Origin of the sequence: Dokdonia donghaensis DSW-1 (assembly GCF_001653755.1) — a bacterium.
GTDB lineage: Bacteria > Bacteroidota > Bacteroidia > Flavobacteriales > Flavobacteriaceae > Dokdonia > Dokdonia donghaensis.
In genome coordinates this window covers 1779369-1805000 of the sequence record NZ_CP015125.1, presented here as the reverse complement: position 1 = coordinate 1805000, position 25632 = coordinate 1779369, and the positions used below count along the sequence as shown (strand labels likewise).

At 37.8% G+C, this 25632-nt stretch carries 17 protein-coding genes, 2 tRNA genes and 2 rRNA genes (1 of these 21 cut by a window edge); 9 read left to right on the top strand and 12 right to left on the bottom strand.

Features of this window, described 5'->3' with window-relative positions; translation table 11 throughout:
* The 5 genes from I597_RS07990 to I597_RS07970 form a co-directional block, all read right to left on the bottom strand.
* Positions 1–733, bottom strand: a 23S ribosomal RNA gene (locus tag I597_RS07990) (it extends 2095 nt beyond the left edge of the window).
* 213 nt (positions 734–946) lie between these two features.
* Positions 947–1020: transfer RNA gene (locus I597_RS07985), tRNA-Ala, on the bottom strand.
* 133 nt (positions 1021–1153) lie between these two features.
* Positions 1154–1227, bottom strand: a tRNA-Ile gene (locus I597_RS07980).
* Between the two features lie 210 nt (positions 1228–1437).
* A 16S ribosomal RNA gene (locus I597_RS07975) occupies positions 1438–2961 on the bottom strand.
* Together the 16S and 23S rRNA genes with 2 tRNA genes alongside form the textbook arrangement of a ribosomal RNA operon.
* A 736-nt stretch (positions 2962–3697) precedes the next feature.
* Positions 3698–4378 carry a DUF4294 domain-containing protein gene (locus I597_RS07970; RefSeq protein ID WP_035328207.1) on the bottom strand — a complete coding sequence of 227 codons (681 nt, stop codon included), beginning with the start codon at positions 4376–4378 and terminating at the stop codon, positions 3698–3700.
* A gap of 107 nt (positions 4379–4485) precedes the next feature.
* Between I597_RS07970 and I597_RS07965 the strand changes: the two genes are divergently transcribed.
* The 6 genes from I597_RS07965 to I597_RS07940 all read left to right on the top strand — a co-directional run bounded on the left by I597_RS07965 (position 4486) and on the right by I597_RS07940 (position 17078).
* The gene (locus I597_RS07965) at positions 4486–5574 is read left to right on the top strand and encodes a M42 family metallopeptidase (protein WP_035328204.1); all 1089 of its coding nucleotides are present in this window, start codon (positions 4486–4488) and stop codon (positions 5572–5574) included.
* Positions 5575–6033: 459 nt separating this feature from the next.
* Positions 6034–9150 (top strand): glycoside hydrolase family protein, encoded by a 3117-nt coding sequence (locus I597_RS07960; RefSeq protein WP_035328195.1) that lies wholly within the window; start codon positions 6034–6036, stop codon positions 9148–9150.
* 7 nt (positions 9151–9157) lie between these two features.
* Positions 9158–11017: an Ig-like domain-containing protein gene (locus I597_RS07955; protein WP_052111972.1), complete on the top strand. Its 1860-nt coding sequence runs from the start codon at positions 9158–9160 to the stop codon at positions 11015–11017.
* Between the two features lie 65 nt (positions 11018–11082).
* Positions 11083–11943: a glycoside hydrolase family 16 protein gene (locus I597_RS07950; RefSeq protein WP_035328193.1), complete on the top strand. Its 861-nt coding sequence runs from the start codon at positions 11083–11085 to the stop codon at positions 11941–11943.
* Between the two features lie 142 nt (positions 11944–12085).
* Positions 12086–15559 (top strand): hypothetical protein, encoded by a 3474-nt coding sequence (locus I597_RS07945; protein ID WP_035328191.1) that lies wholly within the window; start codon positions 12086–12088, stop codon positions 15557–15559.
* 97 nt (positions 15560–15656) lie between these two features.
* On the top strand, positions 15657–17078 hold the full coding sequence (locus I597_RS07940; protein WP_035328188.1) for an MFS transporter: 1422 nt from the start codon (positions 15657–15659) through the stop codon (positions 17076–17078).
* Positions 17079–17149: 71 nt separating this feature from the next.
* On the opposite strand, the gene I597_RS07935 is transcribed toward I597_RS07940, so the two are convergent.
* Positions 17150–17515: a hypothetical protein gene (locus I597_RS07935; RefSeq protein ID WP_035328186.1), complete on the bottom strand. Its 366-nt coding sequence runs from the start codon at positions 17513–17515 to the stop codon at positions 17150–17152.
* Between the two features lie 65 nt (positions 17516–17580).
* On the bottom strand, positions 17581–18420 hold the full coding sequence (locus I597_RS07930) for a 1,4-dihydroxy-2-naphthoyl-CoA synthase (RefSeq protein WP_035328184.1): 840 nt from the start codon (positions 18418–18420) through the stop codon (positions 17581–17583).
* 43 nt (positions 18421–18463) lie between these two features.
* On the opposite strand from I597_RS07930, the gene I597_RS07925 reads away from it, so the two are divergent.
* A complete protein-coding gene (locus I597_RS07925) occupies positions 18464–19603 on the top strand; it encodes a C1 family peptidase (RefSeq protein WP_035328182.1) in 1140 nt (379 codons plus the stop codon).
* A 41-nt stretch (positions 19604–19644) separates the two neighbouring features.
* Here I597_RS07925 and I597_RS07920 read toward each other — a convergent pair whose 3' ends face one another.
* The 5 genes from I597_RS07920 to I597_RS07900 form a co-directional block, all read right to left on the bottom strand.
* Complete coding sequence (locus I597_RS07920) at positions 19645–20478, bottom strand: CvfB family protein (protein ID WP_035328180.1); 834 nt, start codon at positions 20476–20478, stop codon at positions 19645–19647.
* Between the two features lie 91 nt (positions 20479–20569).
* Positions 20570–20911 (bottom strand): DUF2853 family protein, encoded by a 342-nt coding sequence (locus I597_RS07915; RefSeq protein WP_035328178.1) that lies wholly within the window; start codon positions 20909–20911, stop codon positions 20570–20572.
* Between the two features lie 78 nt (positions 20912–20989).
* Positions 20990–22708 carry a 2-succinyl-5-enolpyruvyl-6-hydroxy-3-cyclohexene-1-carboxylic-acid synthase gene (menD, locus tag I597_RS07910; protein ID WP_035328176.1) on the bottom strand — a complete coding sequence of 573 codons (1719 nt, stop codon included), beginning with the start codon at positions 22706–22708 and terminating at the stop codon, positions 20990–20992.
* 94 nt (positions 22709–22802) lie between these two features.
* A complete protein-coding gene (locus tag I597_RS07905) occupies positions 22803–23930 on the bottom strand; it encodes a chorismate-binding protein (RefSeq protein WP_035328174.1) in 1128 nt (375 codons plus the stop codon).
* Positions 23930–24349 carry a PaaI family thioesterase gene (locus I597_RS07900; RefSeq protein ID WP_035328172.1) on the bottom strand — a complete coding sequence of 140 codons (420 nt, stop codon included), beginning with the start codon at positions 24347–24349 and terminating at the stop codon, positions 23930–23932. The genes I597_RS07905 and I597_RS07900 overlap by 1 nt, the downstream gene beginning before the upstream one ends.
* A gap of 79 nt (positions 24350–24428) precedes the next feature.
* Between I597_RS07900 and I597_RS07895 the strand changes: the two genes are divergently transcribed.
* Positions 24429–24962 (top strand): hypothetical protein, encoded by a 534-nt coding sequence (locus I597_RS07895; RefSeq protein ID WP_035328170.1) that lies wholly within the window; start codon positions 24429–24431, stop codon positions 24960–24962.
* Between the two features lie 66 nt (positions 24963–25028).
* Positions 25029–25619 (top strand): GNAT family N-acetyltransferase, encoded by a 591-nt coding sequence (locus I597_RS07890; protein ID WP_035329095.1) that lies wholly within the window; start codon positions 25029–25031, stop codon positions 25617–25619.
* Positions 25620–25632: the final 13 nt, after the last annotated feature.

Sequence of the window (25632 nt, the reverse complement as noted above, 5' to 3'; positions counted from 1 at the left end):
AGCTTCAACCTGCCCAAGGGTAGATCACACGGTTTCGCGTCTACTCAAACTAACTATGGCCGCCCTATTCAGACTCGCTTTCGCTACGGCTCCGATCCTAAAAATCTTAACCTTGCTAGTTAAAGTAACTCGTAGGCTCATTATGCAAAAGGCACGCCGTCAGTCCAAAGACCTCCGACCGCTTGTAAGCGTATGGTTTCAGGTTCTATTTCACTCCCTTATTCAGGGTTCTTTTCACCTTTCCCTCACGGTACTGGTTCACTATCGGTCTCTCAGGAGTATTTAGCCTTATGGGATGGTCCCCACAAATTCATACAGGGTTTCACGTGCCCCGCACTACTCAGGATACCACTATCTGTAACTGTCTTTACCTATACAGGACTATCACCTTGTATCGTTGCTCTTTCCAAAGCATTCTAGTTCATAAAGCACAAAATAACGTGGTCCTACAACCCCAGCAATGCCGTAACATTACTGGTTTGGGCTAATCCGCGTTCGCTCGCCACTACTAGCGGAATCACTATTGTTTTCTTCTCCTCCGGGTACTTAGATGTTTCAGTTCTCCGGGTTTGCCCCATTTCTGGTGATATATCTTCAATATACCGGGTTGCCCCATTCGGATATTTGCGGATCAATTCTTGTGTGCAGATCCCCGCAACTTTTCGCAGCTTATCACGTCCTTCATCGCCTCTGAGAGCCTAGGCATTCCCCATACGCCCTTAATTAGCTTATTGTACTTAATTGCTCTTTTAAGGGCTTATGTATAAAATACATAAACCTTTATATTATAATGAGTTATTCATATTATTATTAATTTGCGTATATAGCGGCTAGGCTATACACGACTTCTCGTATTCTTTAATTATTTCCCAATATGTCAATGAACGGTATTAATTACAAGTAAACTCGTAACTAATCGCTAACAATTTAAAATTGATAGCTGATGTGGAGAATATCGGAGTCGAACCGATGACCTCCTGCGTGCAAGGCAGGCGCTCTAGCCAGCTGAGCTAATCCCCCATTTCTATGAAATCAAGATGATGACATCAGATTTCGAATGACGAAGTAATGATTCTCAACTTCTAAAATTTCCTTCAAAATGTAATACGTATGAACGTCACGATTTATAAAGCTTTCGCGAAAGCATAAAAAGTAGTCTCAGGCAGACTCGAACTGCCGACCTCTACATTATCAGTGTAGCGCTCTAACCAGCTGAGCTATGAGACTGTCTTAATAGTCTATAGCAATTAAGTGTAATTGTTAGTAAAAACTAATTCTTACTTACTCAATTCCTACTTCCTTATTAATAATTAAATCGACAGCTATTGAAAACCAAAACCTATTACTAACCATTCGGCTGTAAGTCGTTTGCTGTTTATTAAAGATATAGCTACATACATAAAATACATAACGCACAATAACAGGGACAAGCTCTAGAAAGGAGGTGTTCCAGCCGCACCTTCCGGTACGGCTACCTTGTTACGACTTAGCCCCAGTTACCAGTTTTACCCTAGGCCGCTCCTTACGGTGACGGACTTCAGGTACCCCCAGCTTCCATGGCTTGACGGGCGGTGTGTACAAGGCCCGGGAACGTATTCACCGGATCATGGCTGATATCCGATTACTAGCGATTCCAGCTTCATGGAGTCGAGTTGCAGACTCCAATCCGAACTGAGATAGGGTTTATAGATTCGCTCCTGGTCGCCCAGTGGCTGCTCTCTGTCCCTACCATTGTAGCACGTGTGTGGCCCAGGACGTAAGGGCCGTGATGATTTGACGTCATCCCCACCTTCCTCACGGTTTGCACCGGCAGTCTGGCTAGAGTTCCCGACATTACTCGCTGGCAACTAACCACAGGGGTTGCGCTCGTTATAGGACTTAACCTGACACCTCACGGCACGAGCTGACGACAACCATGCAGCACCTTGTAATCTGTCCGAAGAAAACTCTATCTCTAAAGCTGTCAGACTACATTTAAGCCCTGGTAAGGTTCCTCGCGTATCATCGAATTAAACCACATGCTCCACCGCTTGTGCGGGCCCCCGTCAATTCCTTTGAGTTTCATTCTTGCGAACGTACTCCCCAGGTGGGATACTTATCACTTTCGCTTAGTCACTCAGCCCGAAGGCCAAACAACTAGTATCCATCGTTTACGGCGTAGACTACCAGGGTATCTAATCCTGTTCGCTACCTACGCTTTCGTCCATCAGCGTCAATATATTGTTAGTGATCTGCCTTCGCAATCGGTATTCTATGTAATCTCTAAGCATTTCACCGCTACACTACATATTCTAACCACTTCACAATAATTCAAGACATACAGTATCAATGGCAATTCTATGGTTAAGCCACAGACTTTCACCACTGACTTATATGCCCGCCTACGGACCCTTTAAACCCAATGATTCCGGATAACGCTTGCACCCTCCGTATTACCGCGGCTGCTGGCACGGAGTTAGCCGGTGCTTATTCTTATGGTACCGTCATCAATCTACACGTAGATCTTATTCTTCCCATATAAAAGTAGTTTACAACCCATAGGGCAGTCTTCCTACACGCGGCATGGCTGGATCAGAGTTGCCTCCATTGTCCAATATTCCTCACTGCTGCCTCCCGTAGGAGTCTGGTCCGTGTCTCAGTACCAGTGTGGGGGATCTCCCTCTCAGGACCCCTATCTATCGAAGTCTTGGTAAGCCGTTACCTTACCAACTAACTAATAGAACGCATAGTCATCTTATACCGCCGAAACTTTAATTATTTAATGATGCCAAAAAATAATACTATGGGGTATTAATCTTCGTTTCCAAAGGCTATCCCCCAGTATAAGGTAGATTCTATACGCGTTACGCACCCGTGCGCCGGTCGTCAGCAAATAGCAAGCTACTCCTGTTACCCCTCGACTTGCATGTGTTAAGCCTGCCGCTAGCGTTCATCCTGAGCCAGGATCAAACTCTTCATCGTGTGTTGTTAATAATATTAACTCCTCACAACTCGAAATATCCGGTCAATAATAAACTTCTAGTTTTCAAATTCTTTGTAATAATACCCGAAGATATTAATACGCGCTGTCAATTCAATAAGTCAATGAACTTTTCCTAATCCCTAAAAACTAGAAAATCAATGTTAATGCAAGAGGAATCGAACCCCTTTTTATCCTTCCAAAACATTCAAAAAAAATTACTTGAACTTCGCTAGATGTGTTACTGTCTCTCTAAGCGGGTGCAAATATACAACTGTTTTTAATACTGACAACTTTATTTTGAAAAAAAATTATTTTTTTCTGAAGCAATAAAAACAATAATTCTAAGAACAACTCCTACAAATAAACCTCCATTTGTTAGCGGCTGCAAAACTACAACCTTTTTTGACTTTACAAACTATCTTTTGAAAATAATTTGAAATAAATTTTAAAGCCAATTAAACAAACATTTATAAGAACTACCGCTCACATTTAAACGGACGGCAAAGATACACAGAAGTTCAAGCCTGACAAGTATTTTTTAAATAAATTTTAAAATAATTTACAAACCACTGACCTTCTTAACCTTAACCATATGAATTATATCTTCTCTTAGAATGAGACTAATATTGCAGTAATTAAACGTATACTATGGAGGGGAAATAATCGAGGATTTTCTTTCGCGAAAGCGTAAAAGGTACGCTACACTATTAAATAGTATAATATATAAGTACTACTCTACTCTACTTTATTTGACTTCCACTTATTGGACAATTCTAAGAATTGGAAATCTAGCGCTGTAGGCTGTGGCTCAAGTATGCCTGATTGAAAAGAGCGCTGTAGTATATCTTCTATAAGATAGTCTTCTTGTTCTTGCTCTGGATTGAACTCTCTTTTAAGTGAAAGGTCAAAAGCACTTGCTGTGGTATTATACCAAAAGGCTCTCCATCCACTACGCAGCCTCTTTATAAGATCAAAGGCTGTCTCTCCTGTTTGACGATGGATCAGTTTAATAAGTATTTGACCTTCGGTTCTGGTTAACTTTTTGAGCTCTGTAGAAAACTCTCCTTCTAAATACTTGTGTATAATCTTTGTGTACTTTTTTCTTGCGCGCTTACCTTCTATAGAATCTAGTCTTTCATTGAGCGCCACTAGCCTATCTGCCGCTAGCTTTGCATAAGGGAACACTTTTCTGGTTTTACGACGTAATATAAGGTAACGCCTACGTTCTGTATTATTTTTAAATTTTAGTCTTTTGAAAACGATTACCTCATTGAGATCTATAGAGCTCCTAGGTATAGTGTCGCCTTCTATAATATAGTATTCGGTTGTTGTGGCTGTGGTATCACTTGTTGTGATTTGCGCTTGAGCTAGCGCAAAAGGGAATAATAATATTATAATGTATGTATATATGCGCATTTGTTTATTTCGCTTTAAGCTAAAATCATTCCAAAATTAAAGATTAGAGTGCTATAACGTCATTAACTCTTGGTTAATATTCTTACTTTTAAAAAAAATATTATTCTATGGCTTCAAAAAGCATTTTAAATAAAAAGTCTCTAGACTTTCTTGAGAGTTACCTAAATAACGCAGCTCCTACAGGCTATGAGTGGGATGGACAGAAATTATGGATGGATTATCTTAAACCATATGTAGATGAGTTTATCACAGACACCTACGGTACTGCGGTTGCGGTAATAAATCCAGAGGCAAAATATAAGGTTGTAATAGAAGGTCACGCAGATGAGATCTCTTGGTATGTAAATTACATAGCAGATAATGGTCTTATATATGTAATACGTAACGGCGGGAGTGATCACCAGATTGCACCTTCTAAGATTGTAAACGTGCATACTAAAAACGGAATTGTAAAAGGAGTTTTTGGTTGGCCAGCAATACATACTCGTAACAAAGCAAAAGAAGAAGCACCAAAACCTGACAATATCTTTATAGACATAGGAGCAAAAGATAAAGAGGAGGTAGAAAAAATGGGTGTACACGTAGGTTGTGTAATTACATATCCAGACACCTTCCATATTCTTAATGACGATAAATTTGTGTGTAGAGCGATAGATAACCGCGCTGGTGGCTTTATGATTGCAGAGGTAGCGAGACTTTTACACGAGAATAAAAAGAAACTACCTTTTGGACTCTATATCACAAACTCGGTACAAGAAGAGATAGGACTACGTGGTGCACAAATGATTGCAGAACGTATAAAACCAAATGTTGCCATTGTCACAGATGTTACTCACGACACTACAACACCTATGATAGATATGAAAAAACAGGGACACGCAGAGATAGGCAAAGGCCCTGTAGTTGCTTATGCTCCTGCTGTACAACAAAAACTACGTGACCGTATTACAGAGACTGCAGAGAAGAAAGAGATTCCTTTCCAGAGAGCTGCCCTCTCTCGCGCTACGGGCACAGATACAGATGCATTTGCTTATAGTGGTAGTGGCGTAGCCTCTGCTCTTATATCATTACCATTAAGATATATGCATACTACTGTTGAGATGGTACATCGTGAAGATGTCGAGAATGTTATAAAACTTATTTATGAAACGCTGCTTACTATAGAAGATGGTGAGACGTTTTCATATTTTGAATAGTTCGCTTTCGCGAAAAAACTAAAACTATACAGGCTAATTTCTATGTTGAAATTAGCCTTTTTTTGTGTCTAATTATAAACCTTACTAATAGCACATATCCGTGATATCAATATCCATAAACCTGCATTAAATAACAAAGAAAGACCTATACAAGTAGAATAATCACCACAACATTACTACATCATCACTTTGAAAATCTGAATTTCACGAAAAAACTCTAACTTTAATATCGTTAAAATCAAGACCCAAAACCTCTTTATTATCAACAATACGGGTTAATTAAAGTGATATTCTTAATCATTACAACTATTTGCAGAGGAGTGTATAGTTTTTGTTTACTAAGAACTAACAAATAGTCTTCATCTTAACAATATCTTTACATAACGATTAACACAACAAAAATATTTAGAGAATAAATTCTCCATTATTATTTTAAACCAAACATAAAACAATCGCTGTATGAAACATTATATGTTGAGCATATTTTTGATTTTGAACTCACTAGCTTTATTTGCACAAAGCACTACAGTTACCATAAATAATGATAGTGATGGACAAAAATTAATGGTTAATGGTGAGCCATTTATCATTAATGGTATGAACTGGGACTACATCCCAGTAGGCCAAACTGTCGCTACCACCTCATATCAATTCTGGAAACAGTCTGATGATGTAATAAAAGCCGCTTTAGACCCTGAAATGGAGTTGCTTAAAAATATGGGGGTAAATACAATAAGACAATACGTCGGGGTACCGCCTAGATGGGTAACCTATATATATGACAACTATGGTATTTATACAATGATTAATCACCCCTTTGGCCGTTATGGACTCACCATAAACGGAACTTGGAAACCTAATACAGATTATAGTAATCCAGATGTAAGAGCAGTCTTATTAAAAGAAACAGCTCAAATGGCTAAAGACTTCAAAAATACAAGAGGCCTGCTATTATACTTGTTAGGTAATGAAAATAACTACGGTCTTTTTTGGGATGGTGCAGAAACAGAAGATATTCCTGAAGCAAATAGCCGAGTAAAGCCAAGGGCTCGAGCAATGTACGAGCTCTTTAATGAAGCTACGGTTGCTATGAAGGAAATTATAGAAGACAAGCCTATAGCACTTTGTAATGGCGATTTATTATTCTTAAATATTATTGCAGAAGAATGTCCTGATGTAGATATTTATGGAACAAATATGTATCGAGGTGTTTCTTTTGGAGATGCTTTTGAAAGAGTTAAGACTACGTACGGAAAGCCTTTACTCTTTACAGAATTTGGAGCAGACGCATTTAATGCAATCCAAAATCAAGAAGATCAAAAAGCTCAGGCTTACTATATGCTGGGTAACTGGAAAGAGATTTATGAAAATGCAGCTGGTCTAAATAAAGCGCAAAACTCAATAGGAGGTTTTACATTTCAGTTTAGTGATGGCTGGTGGAAGTACGGCCAAACTAAAAATCTAGATATACACGATAATAATGCCTCGTGGTCTAATGGAGGGTACACTTATGATTTTATAGAAGGTGAAAACAATATGAATGAGGAGTGGTTTGGAATCTGTGCAAAAGGTCCTACAAACATCAACGGTCTTTACACCCTGTACCCAAGAGCCGCCTATTATTCTTTAAAAGAAGCTCATACTTTTAACCCATACGCTAGCAATAATGACAGTTCAAGTGTAAAAAATCACTTTGATGCAATACAAATAATGGATGCTGTACTAAGGGCTAGAGGTGACAAAGCAGCTTCTGGAACCGCAGGAGGTGAAAAAATTAAGATAAGCACATTAAGAGCTGAGTTTACGACATTTAATACTGGTGGTAAACGTATTACCACTCCAGAAAATGCAGACCAAAACAATCCTACTACTTTTCCAGACCAATTAGGTTTTGATAATATGGAGTCATATTATGTTGGTGTTGAAGCAAACCCTACTCCAGGCTTAAGAGCTAATGTAGAGGTGAATATTTTAGGAAATGTTGCTGGCAATCCTATAGATGAAATCTTTTTTGAAAACAGAGGAAGACCTACCGTTGTAAATTCTAACAATGGTGATGTAGTTCTTACTGATAATAATAGAGTACAAATCTATCAAGCAGAATTTGACTGGAGTACAAAATATACCGAGATCAAAGGGTTTTATAGAACTGGACACTATCACTGGGGATATGAAGGTGATTTCTTTGGCCTATATCCTGAAGCAAACTATGGCCCTAACATTGACATATATAATGGCGTAGCTCCTTTTGGATTTGAATTTGAAGGTAAGAAGGATTTCAAAGGACTAAAAGCAGCATTCGGTCCAGAATTATGGTGGGGCGCAAACCCCGCAGTACTTTTAAAGTACCAAAAGCAAGTAGGTAAGTACAATCTTGCTGCTATTTTTCACGAAGACATAGCAGATCCAGGTGTGGGTGTATCATCTGTAGCAATACCTCAACCTAGAACAAGAAGAGCAACTTTATATGGCCAGAGAAAATTTGGCAACTTTAGTATTGAAGTAGGTGGTATATGGGGTGGATCTCCTCTTAATGGAAGAGACTATCAAATAGTAAAGACTGATGCAGATGGGAATACCGATGTATTTGTAAACACGGTAGACGCTGGTGATAACTGGGGAGGAAAAGCAAAAGTAACCTATGCAGGAGGAAAATTTAACTGGTATGCTCAAGGGGCAGCACAAGGCCTTGTGGCATTTGGAGGTGCAGATTATACAAAGACATTTACAGGCTGGAGACTTAAAGACAGTGGAAGCGGTAATCAATATAACTTCTTAACAGGGTTTACATATCAAATAGGTAATTTTCAAATAGCACCTAACTTTTTATGGCAAGAGCCTCTTGTAGATCCAATTCCACTTGGAGCTCCAGCTCCTGCTCGCTCTAGAAATATTATAGAAGATCCATTTGTTGTGAGAGATAATAGAAAGACAACAGCCGGAGAGTTACTTTTAACCTTTGACCCAACTCCAGGAACGTGGTTTTACGAGTGGGATAATGACCGAGCAGAAGATGCGCCATTTGCAGCAAGTCTAGGCTTTGTATATCGTCACTTACCTACTACACAAGATGCAGCTATTGGATTCTTTGGCGATAGTCGTGTTCCTGTGGCATTTGCATCTGCACCATCTGCACAAGATTTATGGGAGTTTAATGGTAGAATAGTTTCTAAAATAAGTCCAGATTTTGGAGTTATTGCAAACTTTTTTGGAGGTAATGGACAAGCAAGAGGTAGTGATGACAGAGTTATTTATCGATATGGTACAGACGTACGTGTTGTGTATAACAAATTTAAATTAATGAGTGAGGTAAAAATCGACGACTGGGGTCCTTTTGATTTTCATAGAGACTTTAACCTCACTTACCCATTCCAATTTAAAGTAGACCTCTCTACTACTCTTGGAAAACCAGGATGGTTTATTTTGCCTAATACTCGCTTAGGAGTACGTTACACCTGGCGATCACTAGATAATTTCTCTCCTAGATATGAGTTTATGAGCCCTATTGACTTGGGCTTGCCTAACGGTAATGAGTGGGAGATTAGAACATACTTACATATTAACATTGGTAAATAATTACAAGATGAAAAAGATACTTACTATAAAAAACATAAGTTATCTCCTCACTACACTTTTTGTAGTGCTTAACTATGGTTGCGCACCAGATGAAGATAATTTACAAGAGGCCACTTTCCCAAGTAATGGAGACGTCTTTATAGATACCTTTAGTGCAGGATTAGAATATGCGGCCTTTGGAGACTCTAAAGTAACAGCTTTTGATGTCGATACAGATGTTGTCTTTGAAGGTAGTGCAGCAATGAGGTTTGATATTCCTAATACAACAGATCCAGAAGGAGGATATGCAGGTGGGATTTTTACCACAGCTATAGGTAGAGACTTAACAGACTACAATGTTCTTTCTTTTTATGCAAGAGCATCAAGAGGCGAGATTGTTGATCAAATAGGTTTTGGACTAACCTTTCAAGGAGAAGTTTATAGAACACAGGTAAATAACCTTGAGGTAGGTACAAGCTGGCAACAGTATTTCATCCCTATCCCAAATGCCGCAAAACTCACAGAAGAGAGTGGAATGTTTTGGTATGCTGAGGCCTCTAATAATGGAGAATCATACCAGTTATGGATAGACGAGGTAAAGTTTGAAAACTTAAATACTATTTTGCCATTAAGTGCAGCAATTTTAGAAGGTCAAGATCAAGTTTCCTCAGCTACTGTAGGCAATCAAGTAGCTATTACCGGCGGTTACAGCACCTTTAATATGCCTAATGGTATAGAGCAGCGAGTTGAAAGTGCATCTGCATATTTTGATTATAACTCTACAAACGAAACAGTTGCTACTGTAAATGACCTAGGCGTTGTAACAGTAAACGGTTCTAACGGTGTTGCCACTATCACTGCAACACTTAATGATATTAATGCTCAAGGCTCGTTAAGCATAGGTATGGAAGAACTTCCTCCTACTCCTAATGTAGACGACTCAGATGCTGCTCAAGTAACTTTTCCTGTTGGGTTTGAATCTACCTCACTAGTTTATGACATTATAGGTTTTGAGGGAGCAGCTTCTGCCGTAGAAGGAAATCCAAGTGCAACGGGCATTAACCCTACACAAACTGTTCTAAGAACTACAAAGACGGTAGGCGCTCAGTTTTTTGCAGGGACATTACTTAATCTTGACGCTCCTATAGATTTTTCGGCATCTGAGATTATAAGTATAAAAACGCTATCTCCTAAGGCAGATATCCCTGTAAGAATGGCTCTTGAAAACCAAGCTATAGGTGGCGACTCTCAAGTTGTACTAGATATTAACACCACTACTGTAAATGAATGGGAAGAGCTTCTATTTAACTTTACTGGTCAACTAGACCCTAGTATTAATTACGATCGTATTATCTTATTTTTTGAATTTATTCCTGATTTACAAGGTGATGGATCTACATATTACTATGACGACCTTATTGTAGTAGGATCTGATCCGGTAAATGATGGTGGAGATACTGGTGGAAACACTGGAGATAATCTCTTGTCTAATGGAGACTTTGAGAGTGATATGGTAGATTGGTTTGGCAACGCATTTAACGTTCAAGAAGACGGTGGTAACAGCTTTAATTTTGCAAATGTGATGGTCGCTGGTAATGCCTTTGACGTAAATTTAAGTCAAGGCCTAGAGATAACACAAGGCGCAACATATACATTAACTTTTGATGCTTCATCAGACGGTGACCGTACTTTAATTGCAGGTATAGGTCTTAATGAGGCTCCTTTTGAGGCTGTAATTGAGACAGTAAATCTCACTACTACTACACAAACATTTACCCTTACCCTAGAGGCCAGCACTTTTGGGAGTTCAAACTCACGTGTGCTTTTTGATATGGGGGCAGAAACAGGTGTGGTGGTTATAGACAACGTTTCGCTCGTACTTAATTAATAGCTACTAGTGTATTTTAAAAAGAATTATACCGCTTTCGCGAAAGCGTAATTAAAAAAATAGCAATGAAAAATAATATAATAGTAATCACGGCAACCTTATGTGTGCTAGCCATCATACTCGCTTGCACAGATGATGAGGGTAATAATGTAGGTTTATCAAATCTTACGCTTGTTTTTGAAGATGAGTTTAACGGTGAGGCTGGCGCTTCTATAAATACTGATAACTGGAATTTTGACATAGGTACTGGTAGTAATGGCTGGGGTAATAATGAGTTGCAATATTATACAGATAGACCAGAAAATGTCTCTCTAGATGGTGCTGGCAATATGATTATTACAGCGCGTAGAGAAACTTTTCAGGGTTCACCTTTTACCTCTGCACGTATTAATACAAAAGATAAAGTAGAGCAACAATATGGCCGTTTTGAAGCTCGTATTAAAATGCCAGGTGGTCGTGGTATCTGGCCTGCGTTCTGGATGCTAGGGAGTAATATTGAGACTCAAGCAGATGATGATCCAGCAACAGTGCAGTGGCCTTTTGTAGGAGAAATTGATATTACAGAAATGAGGGGGCAAGAACCTGAAATCACTTTAGGTAGCATACACGGGCCAGGGTATTCTGGTGGTAATGCAATATCTGGAAGCTACACACTGGAGGATGATAGATTTGACGCAGATTTTCACGAGTATGCTATAGAGTGGACACCTACTTATATAGATTATTTTATAGACGGTATACGTTTTAATAGAGTTGCAAAGGAGGATATCCCGCAAGATGCAGACTGGGTTTTTGATGATCAGCCATTTTTTATGTTGCTTAACGTTGCTGTAGGCGGAAACTTTGTTGGCTTTCCAGTAGATACTACTCCCCTACCACAGCAAATGGTAGTAGACTATGTACGTATATACAGCACTAACGATTAAATCCTTTATAACAGGATAGATAACTAACACTTGTAGCAACGCCACATATAAATATATTTAGTGTACTACCCACTTATAATATAATGTAAACAGTCTATATCAATCTGTTTACACAAAGTGTAGATACTTAAAACGCATCCATATGACACACCAACCTATTTACATAGGAAGTACTCCTATTACCGTTTCTCAAAAAGAAACAAAAGGAGAACTAGTAAATTTTGACAATGAAGTTTACTATAAAATCACTAATAGTGATGAGATGAGACCATTCTTTATAAGTCTGGTAAGTAACTCTAATCACTGGATGTTTATCGCTAGTAATGGAGGTCTAACGGCTGGTAGAAAAAATGCCGATAATGCATTATTTCCATATTATACAGATGATAAAATTACCGAGTCTATAGAGCATACGGGTAGTATCACAATCGTTAAGGTCATAATGAGCGATAAGACCTTGCTCTGGGAACCATTTTCAAACAAATACAAAGGGCTTTATCGTATAGAACGTAATCTATATAAAAATGAATATGGTAATAAACTCATCTTTGAAGAACACAACTTGGACCTTGAACTCTCCTATCGCTATGAGTGGAATACAAGTGACAAGTATGGATTTGTAAGAAAGTCTACTATATCTAATCAATCTCAAAAAAGTCAAGAAATATCAATTTTAGACGGCTTACAAAATATCATACCATACAGCGTAGGTGAAGAATTACAAAAAGCGAGTAGTAATCTCGTAGATGCTTATAAGCGCAATGAGTTAGTCCATAAATCTGGCATAGGAATTTATGCACTAAGTGCTACTATAGTAGATAAGGCAGAACCTAGTGAAGCCTTAAGCAGTAATATTATATGGTCGCTGGGACTTAGTAACCCTACTTATCTAGTCTCTTCGAGACAACTAGATAATTTTAGAAGTGGTCAAGATGTAGTGCAAGAAGAAGATGTAAAGGCAGAGCGTGGTGCGTATATAGCTACACAAACAGTAGCGCTAAAACCGGGCACTTCTCAAAACTGGATGACGATTGCAAATACAAATCAAAGTATAAGTAACATCACCGAGATAGAAAAGAGTATAGCATCATCTAGCAATCTCAAAGAGTTGGTTCAAGAAGATATTGACAAAGGAACAAAAGAACTTCTTAAACTAGCAAACTCTGCAGATGCTATGCAACTTACAGCAGATAAGCTTAGAAACACACGTCATTTTTCTAATACGCTTTTTAATATAATGCGCGGTGGTATCGTAGATAACAACTATCAAGTAGAAAAATGGGATTTTACCTCTTACCTCTCTAAGGCAAACAAGGAAGTACATCTTAATGAACAAAAATTACTATCTGAGTTACCAGAAACCTTTACAATATTTGAATTGCATAATCACATTGCAACTAGTAAAAACGTTCATTTACAAAGGCTATGCTTAGAGTACCTTCCACTCAAATTCAGCCGCAGGCACGGCGACCCAAGTAGGCCTTGGAACAAATTTTTAATTAATACAAAAAATGATCAAGACGGCTCTAAGGTTCTTGATTATGAAGGTAACTGGCGAGATATATTTCAAAACTGGGAAGCCCTTGCCCTATCATACCCTGCCTTTATAGAGAGTATGATCTATAAGTTTTTAAATGCAACAACCTTTGATGGGTATAACCCCTATAGAGTAACAAAAGGTGGTTTTGACTGGGAAACTATTGAAGAAGATGACCCTTGGTCATACATAGGCTACTGGGGAGATCATCAAATAATCTATCTTCAAAAATTTCTTGAGATCATAGAGCGCTATCAACCTGGAAAACTAGTCTCTCTTTTTAATAAAAACATCTTTGTTTATGCAAATGTGCCATATAAAATCAAAGACTATAATAGCATTCTTAAAAACCCAAAAGACACCATAGATTTTGATTTTAAATTAAACAATAAAATAACCGACAGGAAAAAACAACTAGGAGCAGATGGTGCTTTACTTCTTGATAATAGCGGTTCTATATACAATGTAAATTTTATTGAAAAAATACTTGCAACTGTTCTTGCAAAAGTAGCTAATCTTATTCCTGAGGCAGGTATCTGGCTTAATACACAACGCCCAGAATGGAATGATGCAAATAATGCTCTTGTAGGTAATGGTGCATCTATGGTAACGCTTTATTATCTAAGGAGGTTCCTTAGTTTTTTTAATAACGTTTTAAAAGATAGCCCAAGCACTGAGACATTAATTTCTGAAGAATTACATAAGTTCTTTATGGGCGTAACAAGTACGCTTGTAAATAATGAGACCCTTCTTGTAGATTCCTTAAGTGACCATAATCGTAAAACAATACTAGATGGTTTAGGGAAAGCGGCGAGCATCTATAGAACACAGATTTACACACAATCACACACAGGTATTAAAAAAGCATTAACGCTAGATGTAATAAAACACTTTATTAAAGTTACTCTCTCATACATAGATCACTCTATAGAGGCTAACGAGAGGGAAGATGGCTTATATCACGCTTATAATATTGTAGATGTAAGTCGTTCAGATCAAATCTCAATAAGCTATCTGGATGAAATGCTAGAAGGACAAGTTGCTGTGTTAAGTTCTGGCTATTTACAACCTCAGCAAAGCCTTGCCGTTCTCGATAGTTTAAAGAAAAGTGCGCTATATAGAGAAGACCAGCAAAGTTATATTCTATATCCAAATAAGGAATTACCAAAATTTTTAGCAAAAAATCATATACCCCAGCAAGGTGTAAAAGAGTCTACTCTTTTACAGAAACTTCTAGATGATGGTAATCACGATATTATCGAAAAGGATCGTAATGGCAATTATCACTTTAACACCACATTTAATAATGCAAATGCACTGAGTAATGCCTTAGATAAGCTTACAACAGAGAAGTATAAAGATCTAATAGATTTAGAGGGTACAAAAATCTTAGCCATTTATGAAAATGTCTTTAATCATAAAGCATTTACAGGGCGCTCAGGTACTTTCTTTGGGTATGAAGGTTTAGGCTCTATTTACTGGCATATGGTTTCAAAGCTTGCCCTTGCTAGTCAAGAGTGTGTACTTCAATCTATAAGTGCGGGCAAAGACCAAGTTATCACAAGTAAACTCATTGCTCATTATTATGAGATTACAGAAGGTATAGGAGTACATAAAACACCACAACATTATGGTGCTTTCCCTACAGACCCCTACTCTCATACGCCAGGAGGAAAAGGTGCTCAACAACCTGGTATGACTGGACAGGTTAAAGAAGATATTATAAGCCGTTTTGGTGAGCTAGGAATTACTGTTACAGATGGAAAGCTGGGCTTTAATCCTGCTATTTTAAACAAAGAAGAGTTTTTAAAGCAAGAAGCCCTCTTTAATTATACAGACGTTCACGCTACTCCGCAAACTATTACTGTTTCAAATAACGAACTCTCTTTTACCTACTGTCAAGTGCCCATTATATATACCATTTCAAACGAGACACGCATTGAGGTCCATTATTCTAATGATAAAACGCAAGAGTTTACATCTCTAGAGCTAGATAATAAAACAAGTACATCTATTTTTCATCGTACAGGTGAGATAGAATATCTTAAGATATACCTACCTCAAGATGTGTTGCTATAAGAGGGATAATTACGCTTTCGCGAAAGCGTAAACCCGCCTACTAACATTAATACTAACTAACCGCTCTTTGTAAAAAGGGCTATTAAAACCATCATAAATGACTACATCAAAACAAGAAGTTTCCTTTGGTCAAAAAATAGCCTTTGGGATAGGAATGCTAGCAAACCAAATGTTTCCGGCGGCCTTAGCCATTTTTATGGTGGTACTAGTTCAAGACTTGGGTTTTCCGCCAGAATCTTGGGCGCTGCTCTTTTTCTTGCCACGCATCTTTGACGCATTTACAGATCCTATAATGGGTTTTATATCTGACAACACAAAATCAAAATGGGGCCGAAGAAGACAGTACGTATTTGCAGGGGCAATCCTTATGGGTATATCTTTTATAATGATGTGGCAATTATATAGAGCAGATGGGCTGGACTATAATTTTACATACTTCTTAATGTGGTCACTAGCATTTTATTTGGGTCTCACGATATTTAGCGTTCCTTATGTTGCGATGGGTTATGAAATGAGTAAAGATTTTCACGAGCGCACAGATATTATGGCTACTGCCCAGTGGATAGGTCAATGGGCCTGGGTTATAGCGCCTTGGTTTTGGGTAATTATGTATGACCCGGCTTGGTTTGAATCTGCAGATGTGGCTGCTCGCGACCTGGCCATATGGGTAGGTATCGCTTGTGCTATATGTGCAATGGTTCCCGCTATTTTTATCAAAAGTAAGTCTACCCTAGATGATGACAGTTTAATCCCACTTAATATTAAAAATTTAGGTAAAAGCCTTGTAGGCCTAGCCAAAGGTTTTAAGGCTGCCTTTTCTTCAAAACCTTTTATAAAATTATGTGTGGCAACATTTTTTGTATTTAATGCTTTTAATACCGTTGCCGCTTTTTCTTTTTTTATAATAGTATATCACCTCTTTAGTGGTGATGCAGCGGCAGCAGGAATCTGGCCTACACTCTTTGGCTGTTTAGGGGCACTAGGTACTACTTTTATGGTAATTCCTATAGTAACAAAAATGTCAAAAAAACTAGGAAAGAAAAAAGCTTTCATAGTATCACAGACTATTTCTATAATAGGATATTTAATGCTGTGGTTTCTATTTGTACCAGGTAAACCGTATTTGTTTATAATAGCTCTACCGTTTTTCTCATTTGGTATAGGAGGTCTCTTTGTACTTATGATGTCTATGACGGCAGATGTTATAGATCTTGATGAGCTTAAAAATGGGATACGTAGAGAAGGTGTGTTTGGAGCAATTTACTGGTGGATGGTTAAGTTTGGCTTTGCTATTGCTGGTTTAGGTAGTGGTTACATTATGGCCTATGTAGGCTTTACACCAGATGCGCCCACCCAGCCGGAAGGAGCTATAGAAGGTTTGCGCCTTTTCTTCTCAGGCATCCCCATTACCGGTACAATTATAGCTATCTTATTTATGTGGGGATATGATGTAGATGAGAATAAAGCGCGGGACGTAAGAGAAGCTCTCGAAAAAAGAAAACAAGATACCATCGCTTAAAAACGTAGGTAATAAAAAAGACCCGTTCAAATACATTGTACGGGTCTTTTTTTACTTATAACTATTATTACTTATTGTCTAAGGTAGCGACTGCCAGATTCTTGTTCTATAAGAACATCTTCACTTTCGATGATGAAAAACTGATCAACACCATCTACAAAAAACTCTGAAAATAGAACTCTTACCGTTTTGTCTTCAATAACATACCCTACGCTGTAAATAGCATCTCCAAAAGGTAAAATCCCTACTTCTTGAGAATCGAAAAACTCTATTGAAGCAAAACAAGAATTTGCTATTGGATCCTCATTCTCACAATCAAGAACACTATAAACATACCTGTTACCTATAAGCGTCGCATCAGATGTACTATTTTCATCATCACTATTGCACGAGACAAATATTAATAATGATAAAAAAATTACTACAACTTTTTTCATAATATTTACTTTGAATTAAAGATAGCCAAGTTCTAAAAAGGTTGCGTAAACTTATAGTTAAATAATTAAGGTATCCACTTCTTGTCAAAGTTAGGTGCTCTTTTTTCTAAAAATGCATTTCTACCCTCTACGGCCTCATCTGTCATATATGCTAGACGCGTTGCTTCACCAGCAAAAACTTGTTGGCCTACCATACCGTCATCAGTAAGATTCATCGCAAACTTGAGCATCTTAATAGAAATAGGTGATTTTGCGAGAATCTCTTGCGCCCACTCGTAGGCAGTATCTTCTAGCTCTGCGTGAGGTATCACGGCATTTACCATACCCATCTCATAAGCCTCTTGAGCAGAATAGTTTCTGCCTAAGAAGAAAATCTCTCTCGCTTTCTTTTGACCTACCATTTTTGCTAGATATGCACTTCCATATCCACCGTCAAAAGAAGTTACATCTGCATCTGTTTGTTTAAAAATAGCGTGTTCCTTACTTGCAAGTGTTAGGTCACAAACTACGTGCAGGCTATGCCCACCTCCTACTGCCCACCCTGGGACAACAGCAATTACTGCCTTAGGCATAAAACGTATGAGACGTTGCACCTCAAGTATATTTAATCTATGGTATCCATCTTCACCTACATACCCTTCTTTACCACGCGCTTTTTGATCTCCACCAGAGCAAAAACTATAGACACCATCTTTAGAAGATGGCCCCTCGGCAGAGAGTAGCACTACTCCTATAGATGTATCTTCATTTGCATCATAAAAGGCATCATATAATTCCTTTGTGGTATTAGGCCTAAACGCGTTGCGCACGTCTGGTCTATTAAACGCTATACGAGCAACACCGTTACTCTTTTTGTAAGTTATGTCTTTATATTCTTTGGCTGTTTGCCAGTTTGGCTTATCCATAATGTGCTATTTTTACGTAAAAATAATTCTTTATTACTAGATGATGAAAAAAGTACTACTAAGTATTGTGGTTGTTTTTGCTTTCGCGAAAGCGTACTACGCACAAGAAAATACTGCAGGCTCTTACATTTTTACAGATACTATTGATTTACAAGCTACACCAGTCATAAGTCAAGGAGTAACAGGAACGTGCTGGAGTTTTAGTACATCTTCATTTTTAGAAAGTGAGATTGCAAGACTTACTGGTAAAATGGTAGATCTTTCTGAAATGTACACAGTAAGGAATACCTATCCGGCAAAAGCTGAAAATTATGTAATGCGTCAAGGAAAGGCTCAATTTTCTGAAGGCGGACTCGCGCACGACGTCATTAATAGTGTTGCGCGTTACGGCCTAGCACCAAACGGTGCCTACACCGGCCTGACACATACAGATACCAAACATAACCACGCCGAAATGGTGGCCGTTATACATAGTATGCTAGACACTTATATAGATAATCCAGGAAGAACATTAAGCAAAAAGTGGAAAACCGCAGTAGATAAGGTGCTGGATGTTTACCTAGGTGAGAATATTACTAATGTTTCTTATGATGGTAAAACGTACACTCCTAAAGAGTTTGCAAATACAATGAAGATAGTGCCTAGCGATTATGTAACCTTAACTTCTTTTACTCACCAGGCATTTTACAAATCATTTATCCTTAATATTCCTGATAACTTTTCTAATGGAGCGATGTATAATGTACCGCTAGATGAGTTTGTTTCAAATATAGATAACGCATTAAGCAACGGTTATACAGTAACGCTAGATTGTGATGTGAGTGAGTTATCTTTTTCTTCAAAACACGGTGTAGCTGTAATACCAGATAATGAAAGTAATAAGAAGCTTGCTCTACTGGGGCCAGAGCAAGAAAAAACAATCACACAAAAATACCGTCAAGATGAGTTTGAAAACTATAATACTACAGATGATCACTTGATGCATATCACAGGGAAAGCAACAGATCAAAATGGCAAAGTCTATTATAAAGTAAAAAACTCGTGGGGTACAGACTCTGGAAGAACCAAGTATGATGGCTACATATATATGAGTGTGCCCTACATACGTCTCAAGGCTATCTCTGTGCTTATGCATAAAGAAGGGCTAGATAGAGCTACCTCAAAAAAAATGAGCAAAAACTAGTTATAGTTTTTGCTCATTTATATATAATAGGAAGAAAGGAATTAATCAATTATATGAATCCCATCTTCTTTTATTAAAATCTTACGATCTCTATATAGCGTACCGATTGCTTTTTTAAAGCTCTTTTTACTAAGACCAAGTTGATTTTGAATATCTACTGGATCTGATTTATCGTGTAATGGCATAAAACCATCATTAGCCTGCAACTCTTCATAAATGTATTGAGCATTAGGTTCTATACTTTTATAACCTTCTTCTTGTAAAATAAGATCTATTTTACCGTCTGGTCGTACTTTCTTAACCCAAGCGTCTAGCTTGTCACCCGTTCTTATATCTTCAAAGATATCTTCTTTATAAATAAGTCCTTTGTGCTTTCCATTTACAATGGCGTTTGCTCCTCTGTCTGTAATATGTGATATAATTACCTCTACCTTGTCAAACTTTTTTACCTCTACATTATCATTTGAGAGGTATTTCATTGTTTTACTAGTGGCAGCAAGACGGTTAGTCTTCTCGTCTAGATACATATAAACGATGTACCAGCTACCTACCTTCATAGGTCTAGCTTGTTGTGCAAAAGGAACAAAAAGTTCTTTTTCTAATCCCCAGTCTAAAAAGGCTCCTACATTATTTACAGCAGTACAACGCAAGTACCCAAAATTATTGAGTTCTATATACGGCTTTAGTGTAGTAGCTACTGGTCGCTCCTCGTGATCTAAATAAACATATACATTAAGTTCATCCCATATTTTATATTCTTCTGGCACGTACTTATTAGGTAACAAGACGTCATCTCCTGCTTCATTAGAAAGAAAGAGCCCTGGCTCTGTCTCCCTGTCTATTCTCATTATGTGGTATTTTCCTATTTCTAACATATTCTTTTGTAAAATGCAAAAGTACAACTACTACAAAGAAAAAACGCCTTGACGTGAGTCAAAGCGCTTTCTACATACATTATAAAGTAGTCTATTTGTAAACAGACTCTTTTTTGAAGTGCTTAGTAAGCATATAGTATACTACCGCACGATATTTATTACGATTAGACTTTCCGTAAGTTTCAAGAACGCTGTTTATAGCTTTATCAAGATCTGCACTATCTGCAAGACCTAATTTTTTAATCAAAAAGTTATTTTTTACAGTAGCAATTTCTGTTTCAGAACTTCCAGATACTGTTGATGAGTCTTTATTGTAGATTGATGGTCCACACCCTATTGTTACTTTTGTAAGAAGGTCCATATCTGCGGTCATACCACATTTGTTCTTTAAATCATCTGCATATTTTGAGATGAGTTCTGCTCTTTTGCTCATAATTTTTAAAGTTACTTGTTGATTAAATTATTAATTCACTTTAAAGATAAGCAAAAAGTTAAACTCTCTTAAAAAAAATTATTTTATGAACTTGAAGTAATCAAGAAGCACTTCATCGTTAATTTTGCGCGGTGTAAAGATTTCTAGCAGTGTAGGTTGTGATGAATATGCATATAGCTCATTTTTGGCAAGAGCACATTCTTCTTCATTTGTCGCCTTGAGATATTTAAAATTATACATCTCACATAACTTTGAGGCCTCAAGATGATGTGTGGTTTCAAAAAACTCATCAAAGTTATCTGTGTTCTTATCCTTATTAGGTAATATTCTAAAAATACCCCCTCCACTATTATTAATGACTATAATCTTAAAGTCATTAGGTATATATTGATTCCATAACGCATTACTATCATAAAAGAAACTTAGTTCTCCCGTTATTAAGGTCGTAAGCTTCTTACTAGCCATAGCGCTTCCTATGGCAGTACTCGTGCTTCCATCTATACCACTCGTCCCTCTATTACAATATACCTCTAGTGTTTTATTTACATCAAAAAGTTGTGCATACCTCACTGTACTACTATTACCCAGCTGTAATACAGAGTTATCTGGAATCACCTCTAGTATATGATCAAAGGCTTTAAAGTCACACCAACTCATTTGTGCTATATACTCACTATGGAGTCTATCTCTTTTTGCTCTTATACGCAGCCAGTCTTCTTGATAGGTGCTTTCTTTAGGTACAGTAACTGCCTGTAGTTTTTCTAAAAATAAAGAAGCAGATACCTCAAAGTGCCTATTAAGACAAAAATATGTATCGTATGCCTTTTTTGCATCTACGTGCCAGTGTTGTATTGGTTGATAATTTCTTAAAAAGGCTTTTACCTTTTTTGACACCACCATCCCTCCAAAGGTGAGAAGTATCTCAGGTTGCAAGTCTTTAAACCCAGCATCATCAAGACTACCTATAATATTATCAATACGTGTAAAAAAATTAGGGTGTGCTACATTAGATGTTGTTTCTGTAAAAACTACAACGCTCGGGTCATTACCTAGTAAATCTAGCAATTCCGGAGACATTGTCTCAGGATCTTGAACACCTATAATAACGAGTTTTCGAGTAGCTTTGTTCCAGTCTTGAGCATAAGAAGCAAGTTCACTATTTGAGAGTTCCTTATCTACAACTTGTGGTGCAATTTCTATAGGTGTATCTATTACCCTCTCTGTCATCTCATATAATGGCTCATAAAATGGCACATTAATATGTACAGGTCCAGATTGTTCTATAGCTACATTAAGCGCTTTATTGATTTCTTGATTATTATGACGCTGACTTTCTTTTATTTTTTGAGCCACCTTTGCATCGGTCACATCATCTGTAGGAACTAACTCAGAATACAAGTTTGCCGAATAAAGGATATGATTTTCAAACACATTTTTTTGTCGTATAGTCTGTCCATCTCCTATATCTATACGCTCTATGGGTCTGTCTGCACTTATTGCAACTAGCGGTATATCACTATAAAAAGCTTCAGAAATAGCCGGATAATAATTAAGTAATGCACTACCAGAGGTACACACCAGTGCCACTGGTCTACCCGTTTGTTGTGCGATACCCAGACCTACAAAAGCAGCACATCGCTCGTCTACAATGCTGTATGCCTTAATTTGAGGATGCTTTGTAAATTCTATCGTAAGTGGCGCGTTACGTGACCCTGGAGAAATAATAACCGTATCAATACCTTTACTCAAGCAAAGGTGTACGATAGATTGTGCAACTGGAATTTTTGAGTGAATCATTAATTACAAAAATACGACTTCTAGACCGCAGTATACTAGTAGAAAAAATCAGTTTTATTGAAATTTCTATTAGAATAGTAAACACATACAATGACTATAAAACAGTTGCAACTGTCTGCAATTTATTTACAGTTTCCTCCCACTCTAACGCCGGCTTACTAGAAGCAGTTATACCACCACCTACATATAATTGTGCGCCCTGAGCGTCTACTTCCATACAACGTAAGTTCACATAGAGGGTAGTATGTTTTTTTACTGCCCCATAGGCAAGATTCTCAACATTGCGACGTGTATTTGCTCTCTTTTTTTCTGTCATTATATTGAGCTCTCCTAAAAATCCGGTGTAGAAAGATCTATCATAATTTTCATTAGCAATTATAAAATCTCTAGCCTCAAGCTTAGGCAAACCACAAACGGCGGGTGTGGGATGAAGCGCTTTAATGATAGACGCAAGCTTAGCATCGCTATCGTGTACTATAGCGGTAATATCTGTTTTAAGATGCAGTAATGTACCTGCCTGATGCGTGTGGGTTTCAGACACTTGTAAATTGTCTACTATATCTTTAAGATTATATACGATTGTATCTGTTACAAGCTGCTGCTCTTCTATTTCCTTTGCTCCCCAGTTTACCTCTAGAGTATCTTCTTTCTTCTGTGTGCCAGCTAGCGACATTGTATAAAGCTTTCTATTTTCGACCGAGAGAAGGGTCTCGGGTGTGGCGCCTAGCCATAATCCTACTTTAGGGTGATACCAGCAATACACAAAAGCTGTGGCATAGGTATCAAGTAGTCTTTTAAAAATAGATACAGGTGACTCATAGTTGTGATTTATTTTTTGCTTTCGCGAAAGCACAACTTTCTTCAATCCTGTATTTTCAATCTCATTTATACCTTTTTCTACAAGTGCAATATGTTGCTCTTTTGCTCCTTTAGCCGCCTCAACCGAAGTTGTTACAACCGCCTCGTTAGATTGAGTAGATACATACTCATCTAGACGCATCTCAAAAGACTGTGATTGCGGCATCAATATGGTTTCTGAGGTAGTTGTGTCAAAAGGAGAAAACACAAACCCACTCTCACTAAAGTCTGAGACGGTATGAAGCTCATCTTCTTCTTGAAGCAAAGCTGTGACCGTTTTTTGGTTTGGCTTTCTGTATACCACAAAAGGTAACGCTTCATCAAAATGACTTTGAATCTCTATAAAGAATGCGTCTTGATCCATTACTTTCTAGGCAGGGCTATCGTTGTAAGTTTACACTTTGAGATAAGGTTATCTTCTTCATCTACTACATCAATATTCCATAGCTGAGTGGTGCGACCTTTATGAATAAATGTAGCCTTTGCATACACCATTCCTTCACGTTTACTCTTTACGTGATTTGCAGAAATCTCAATACCTCTTATAGTATGTGCTTGGTCTAAAAACATAAAACTAGCCGCACTACCTACGCTCTCTGCCAGAGCAACCATTGCCCCTCCGTGTAAAACTCCATCTGGCTGGTGTACTTTAGGCGTAACAGGCATTTGTGCTATTAGAAAGTCTTCACCAAAGTCTATATACTTGATGTTTAAAGTTTCCATAAGCGTATTCTTGCAGCTCTCTGCGAGGCGAGCAAGCACTTCTTCCTTTGTATAATTCATAGAGAAATGTTAAATAAAGTTGTGAGCAGAACTATCTGTATTCAAATTTCGTTAATATTGCGGACAAATTCCCTTAATTATGATTAAAAAGACCATAGCAATTACCGTATTACTCATAACTTTTATAGCCTGTGATAAGCTAGATGAGTTAACAAAGTTTAATATAGACTACACAACAAATATTACAATACAGTCTACAAGTATACTAGACGCTCCATTTGATATTGTTACGCCAGAAACTACTACAAACTCTCAACAAGAGTTTGAAAATAATAATACAAATGCAGATCTTGTAGAGAGTGTGAAACTCACAAAACTCACATTAAACTTACAAACGCCAGAGTCTGGTGATTTTGATTTCCTTAATGACATAGCTATCTACATAAATGCAGATGGACTAGAAGAGCGCCTCATTGCCTCTAGTACAAGTATACCAGAAGATGGAGCTAGAACATTAGACCTAGACGTAGTAGATACAGAGCTCAAAGAATACATACAAGGTGAGACATACACATTGCGCACAGAGACTACTACAGATCAAACCATAGAATCTGATCACGAGATTGAGATTTATACAAGATTTAGAGTAGATGCAAAGATTTTAGGACTATAATCTTATAACACCTATCACTTCTTAAAAATGTGTCGTACTTTTAAAGTGCGACACATTTTTTTATTTATGAAAATCAAAACTCTCGAAAACAAGCGTGCAAAACTTCTCACCCTAGAGAGTTATCACTATCGCGATTTACTACCACTATCAAGTCAGGTAGACCTTAATGCATATGGAGGCTCAGATATTTCAACAGCGCCAAAGTTAAAGAAGTACATTAAAGACGCCATAACCAGACGCCAAGCAGGTACTGCGCTCCCATTTATCATTTTTGATAAGGAGCTATGTAAGTTTGCAGGCTCTACCCGTTTTGGAAATATAGATAAGGTTAACAAAGTCGTTCATATAGGGTGGACGTGGCTTGGAGAAGATTTCCGCGGAAGCGGTCTCAACCAGCATATTAAGTTTTTAATGCTGCGCTATGCTTTTGAAAAGCTCTCGTATGAGCGTGTAGAGTTTCGTATAGATGAGCGCAACACACGATCAAGAAAAGCCGTCGAAAAGCTGGGCGCAACCCTAGAAGGCATTTTACGTAAAGATATTATCACAAAAAATGGTCGTAGGCGCAACTCCTGCTGCTACTCAATTTTAAGAGATGAGTGGGAAAATATTAAAAACACTCGCTTTGTAGAAGTGCTTAACCGCAGTGAAGAATAGGGTTATGAGTACG